Below are 4,955 nucleotides of genomic sequence, written 5' to 3' on the forward strand. Positions count from 1 at the left end.
GGGGCGGAAGATCTTCCCCCGCCTCACCGTGGAGGAGAACCTGGAGATCGGGGCCTACCTGGAGAAGGACCGCAAGGGCGGGCCGCCTCGCAGATTGGCTGGAGGAGTTCCTATGAAGAGGGTGCACGTCATGGGCATTGAGGGGGTGGGAATGAGCGCCTTGGCCCGCCTTCTTCTGGCGGAAGGGGTGGAGGTGACGGGGTGCGACCTCGCCCCGGGGAAGCGGGCCACGGCCTTGGGGGTGCCGGTCCACGCCGGGCACGACCCGGAGCACCTAAAGGAGGAGGACACCCTGGTGGTCCCCACGCCCATTCCCCAAGACCACCCCGAGGTGGTGGCCGCCAGGGAGCGGGGCCTTAGGGTCTTGAGGCGCATGGAGCTTCTGGCCCAGCTCCTGGCCCAAGGGCCTTCCCTGGGGGTCACGGGAACCCACGGCAAGACCACCACCACGGGGATGCTGGCCAGCATCCTCCTCGCCGCGGGGCTGGACCCCTGGGTGCTCCTCGGAGGGGAGCTTTCCCTCCTCCCCGGGAACGCCCGCTACGGCCTGGGCCCCCGCCTGGCCGAGGTGGACGAGTCCGACCCCCTGTTCCGGGAGGTGAGGGTGGAGATCGCCGTGGCCACCAACCTCGAGGCCGACCACGTGGCCCCCCCGGGGCACCGAGCCCCCAACTACCACGGGAGCCTGGAGGAGCTCAAGGCCGCCCTGCGGGGCTTTCTGGAAGGGGCAAAGGTGGTGGTGGTCCCCGCCTCCGATCCCCTGCTCCTAGAGCTCTCCCAGGGGCTACCCCGGAGGACCTTTGGCCCCGGGGGGGAGCTTTCCGCGGAGGAAGCGGAGCTTGGCCCCTCGGGGAGCCGCTTCCTCCTGGTCCACCGGGGAAGGGCCTTGGGAGAGGCCAGGCTCCAGGTCCCGGGGAGGCACAACATCCAAAACGCCCTGGCCGCCGCCCTGGCCGCCCTGGCCCTGGGCGTGGCCCCCGAGGCCGTTCTGGAGGGGCTCGCCCGCTTCCCCGGGGTGGGGCGGCGCTTCCAGCGGGTGGGGGAGGTGCGGGGGGCCCTGGTGGTGGACGACTACGCCCACCACCCCACGGAGGTGCGGGCCACCCTCGAGGCGGCGGGCCACCTCGGGCGGCGCCTCCGGGTCCTCTTCCAGCCCCACCGCCTCCTGCGCACGGAAAGCCTCTGGCGGGAGTTCGTGGGGGCCCTATCCTTGGCGGAAGAGGTGGTGGTCCTCCCGGTCTACACCGCCGGGGAGAAGGGAGGGGTTTCTCCGGAGGAGCTGAGCGCGAGGATCGCCGAGGAGCTTCGCCGCCAAGGGGTGGAGGCCCGGCTTCTCGGCAAGGAAGAGGCCCTGGCCTACGCCCGGGCCGCGGCCGCCCCGGGGGACCTTTGGCTTACCCTAGGAGCGGGGGACGTGACCGAGCTCGCCTGGAGGCTCGTCCATGAGGGTTGAGCGGGTGCTCCTCAAGGACTACACCACCCTCGGGGTGGGGGGCCCGGCGGAGCTTTGGACCGTGGAGACCCGGGAGGAGCTCAAGCAGGCCACGGAGGCCCCCTACCGGGTGCTGGGCAACGGCTCCAACCTCCTGGTCATGGACGAAGGGGTGCCCGAGCGGGTGATCCGCCTCGCCGGGGAGTTCCAAACCTACGAGCTGAAGGGGTGGGTGGGGGCGGGGGTCCTGCTCCCCCTTTTGGTGCAGGAGGCGGCCCGGGCGGGGCTTTCCGGCCTCGAGGGCCTCCTCGGCATCCCCGCCCAGGTGGGGGGCGCGGTGAAGATGAACGCCGGCACCCGCTTCGGGGAGATGGCGGACGCCCTGGAGGCGGTGGAGATCTTCCACGACGGGGGCTTTCACGTCTACGCCCCGGCGGAGCTCGGCTTCGGCTACCGCCAAAGCCGCCTTCCCAAAGGAGGGATCGTGACCCGGGTGAAGCTAAAGCTCAAGGAGAGGCCCCGGGAGGAGATCCAAAGGAGGATGGCCGAGGTGGACGCCGCCCGCAAGGGCCAGCCCAAGCGGAAAAGCGCCGGATGCGCCTTCAAGAACCCGCCGGGGCAGTCGGCGGGCAGGCTCATCGACGAAAGGGGCCTCAAGGGGCTCCGGGTGGGGGACGCCATGGTGGCCCTGGAGCACGGGAACTTCATCGTCAACCTGGGCCAGGCCACGGCCAAGGACGTGCTAGAGCTTCTACGGCGCATTCAAGAGGAGCTCCCTTTGGAGCTGGAATGGGAGGTGTGGCCATGAGTTTAGGGAAGTTTCCCCCTCGGAGGCTAAAATGGGCCTCGTGAGGTTTCTCCTCGTCTTCCTCCTCCTCGCCACCCTCTACGTGGCCAGCCTGGTCCTCTTCCCGGTGGAGGAGGTGGAGGTGGTGGGCTTAAAGCACCTCCAAAGGGAAGACGTCCTCGCCCGCGCGGGCCTTTACCCCGGGGAGGCCTGGCTCTGGGTGGGCCCCTCCCGCCTCGCCCCCCTCCGGCAGGACCCCTGGGTGGCGGAGGCCCATCTGGAAAAACCACGGCCGGGAGCGGTGCGCCTCCTCCTCCGGGAACGGGAGCCCTTTTTGCCCTTGGCGGACGGCTCCGCCCTGGCGGAGGACGGCACCCTGCTCCCCGGAGGAGCCCCCTACGCCCCAGGTCCCAGGGTGGAAGGAACGGGCCCCCTGCCCAAAGCGGACCTCCTGGCCCTGGCCCGGGCCTTCCCCAAGGCCAAGAGGCTCAGGTACACCCCGGCGGGCTACTGGGTGGAGGGGGAAGGCGCGACCCTTTTTGCCCCGGAGGTCCGGTTTCTGTTAGAGTATGCTCAAACAGGTGCTCCTTTGCGGGAAGGCCGGATTTACCTGTATTCTTGGGGGGTGAGCGTAGGCCCATGATTATCGCCGGATTGGACGTTGGCACCAGCAAGGTCACCACCGTCATCGGGGAGCTGGCCCCCGATGGCGTTTTGGACATCATCGGGGAGGGCACCGTCCCCTCCCAGGGGCTCAGGCGGGGGGTGGTGGTGAACCTGGAGCGCACCACCGAGGCCATCCGCCAAAGCCTCCACCAGGCCGAGCGGGTGGCCGGGGTTCGGGTGGAGCGGGTGGTGCTGGGGGTGGGGGGACCCCATCTGAAGAGCGTTACCAGCCACGGCCTGGCCGCCATCCGCCGGGGGCAGAGCATCGCCCAGGCCGACGTGGAGCGGGCCATTGAGCAGGCCAAGGCCTATCCCTTTGACACCGAGCTGGAGCTGCTCCACGCCTTGCCCCTGGAGTTCAAGGTGGACGGGCAGGAGGGCATCCGCGACCCCGTGGGCATGGCGGGGGTGCGCCTCGAGGTGGAGGTCCACCTGGTGGCGGCGGGAAGGGGGCCCTTGGCCAACCTCCGCCGGGCGGTGGAGGACGCCGGCCTGGGAATCGAAGCCCTCGTGGCCCAGACCCTGGCCTCGGGCCTCGGGGCCCTGACCCCTGAAGAGGAGCAGATGAACGTTCTGGTCCTGGACGTGGGCGGGGGCACCACGGACGTGGCCGTCTTCCGGGAGGGGCGGCTCGCCCACTCCTCGGTCCTCCCCCTGGGCGGGGACCACGTGACCCAGGACATCGCCCAGCTTTTGAAGATCCCCTTTGAAGAGGCCGAGCGGGTCAAGAAGAAGTACGGGGCCGCCCTTCCCGAGCTCGCCGACCCCGAGCTCGTCCTGGAGATCAACCAAGAAGGCGGCTCCCTGGGGGAGGTGCCCGCCCCCGAACTTGCCCGCATCATCCGGCCCCGGCTTAGGGAAATCCTCCACCTCGCCCGCCAGTCGGTGGACGAGGCCTTGGGTCCTTTGGAGGTCCGGATCAACCGGGTGGTCCTCACCGGGGGAACCGCCCTCCTTCGGGGCTTTGACCTCCTGGCCCGCCAGCAGTACGGCCTTCCCGTGCGCCTGGGTAAGCCCCACGGGGTTTCCGGCCTCACCGACGTGGTGGCCACCCCCGCCCACGCCACCGCCGTGGGGCTGGTGCGCTACGGGGCCACCCTACCGGTGCGCGCCCCCGAGGCCCGCCGGGGGCGGGTAAAGGAGAAGCGGGAGGAAGGGGCCAAAGGCGAAGGGATTTGGGCGCGGATCAAGGAGATTCTCAGCAACCTGTTCTGAGGAGGGGAAGATGCAAGGAGCCGTTATCAAGGTCATCGGCCTCGGGGGAGCGGGCAACAACGCGGTGAACCGCATGATCGAGGCGGGCCTCTCCGGGGTGGAGTTCATCGCCGCCAACACCGACGCCCAGGTGCTGGCCAAAAGCCTCGCCGATGTGCGCATCCAGCTTGGGGAAAGGCTCACCCGGGGGCTCGGCGCCGGGGCCAACCCCGAGATCGGGGAGAAGGCGGCCCTCGAGGCCGAAGACCTCATCGCCGAGGCCCTGGAGGGGGCGGACCTGGTCTTCATCACCGCCGGCATGGGGGGAGGAACCGGCACGGGAAGCGCCCCGGTGGTGGCCGAGATCGCCAAGCGCCTAGGGGCCTTGGCGGTGGCCGTGGTCACCCGCCCCTTCAGCTTTGAGGGCCCGAAGCGCCTCAAGGCGGCCGAAGAAGGGATCAAGCGCCTCAAGGAGCGGGTGGACGCCATGGTGGTGGTCCAGAACGACCGCCTCCTCTCGGCGGTGGACAAGAAGATGAGCCTCAAGGACGCCTTCCTCATCGCCGACCGCGTCCTGTACCACGGGGTGAAGGGCATCACCGACATCATCAACCTCCCCGGCCTCATCAACGTGGACTTCGCCGACGTGAAGGCCCTCCTGGAGGGGGCGGGCCAGGTGCTCATGGGCATCGGGGCCGGGCGGGGGGAGAACCGGGTGGAGGAGGCGGCCAAGTCGGCCACCATGAGCCCCCTCCTGGAGCGCTCCATTGAGGGGGCGAGGCGGCTCCTCCTCAACGTGGTGGGCTCCGAGGACCTCTCCCTCATGGAGGCCGCGGAGGTGGTGGAGAGGATCCGCGAGGCCACCGGCCACGAGGA

General features: G+C 70.0%; 5 protein-coding genes and 1 pseudogene. All 6 read left to right on the forward strand.

The genetic code is table 11. The features are described from left to right. Positions 1-76, forward strand: a pseudogene (locus AC01Y6_RS09460) (ABC transporter ATP-binding protein); the annotation flags it as partial. 36 nt (positions 77-112) lie between these two features. Further along, positions 113-1,453, forward strand: a complete 1,341-nt coding sequence (murC, locus tag AC01Y6_RS09465; protein ID WP_428721262.1) for a UDP-N-acetylmuramate--L-alanine ligase — start codon at positions 113-115, stop codon at positions 1,451-1,453. Next, entirely contained in the window at positions 1,443-2,240 is a 798-nt protein-coding gene (locus AC01Y6_RS09470; RefSeq protein ID WP_347240247.1) for a UDP-N-acetylmuramate dehydrogenase, read from the forward strand. The genes murC and AC01Y6_RS09470 overlap by 11 nt, the downstream gene beginning before the upstream one ends. A 31-nt stretch (positions 2,241-2,271) precedes the next feature. Next, on the forward strand, positions 2,272-2,862 hold the full coding sequence (locus AC01Y6_RS09475) for a cell division protein FtsQ/DivIB (protein WP_428716770.1): 591 nt from the start codon (positions 2,272-2,274) through the stop codon (positions 2,860-2,862). After that, positions 2,859-4,100 (forward strand): cell division protein FtsA, encoded by a 1,242-nt coding sequence (ftsA, locus tag AC01Y6_RS09480; RefSeq protein WP_347240245.1) that lies wholly within the window; start codon positions 2,859-2,861, stop codon positions 4,098-4,100. The genes AC01Y6_RS09475 and ftsA overlap by 4 nt, the downstream gene beginning before the upstream one ends. A gap of 10 nt (positions 4,101-4,110) precedes the next feature. Next, positions 4,111-4,955: cell division protein FtsZ (gene ftsZ / locus AC01Y6_RS09485; RefSeq protein WP_476671275.1), on the forward strand; the 845-nt coding region annotated here is incomplete at its 3' end.

Source organism: Thermus sp. (assembly GCF_056332225.1).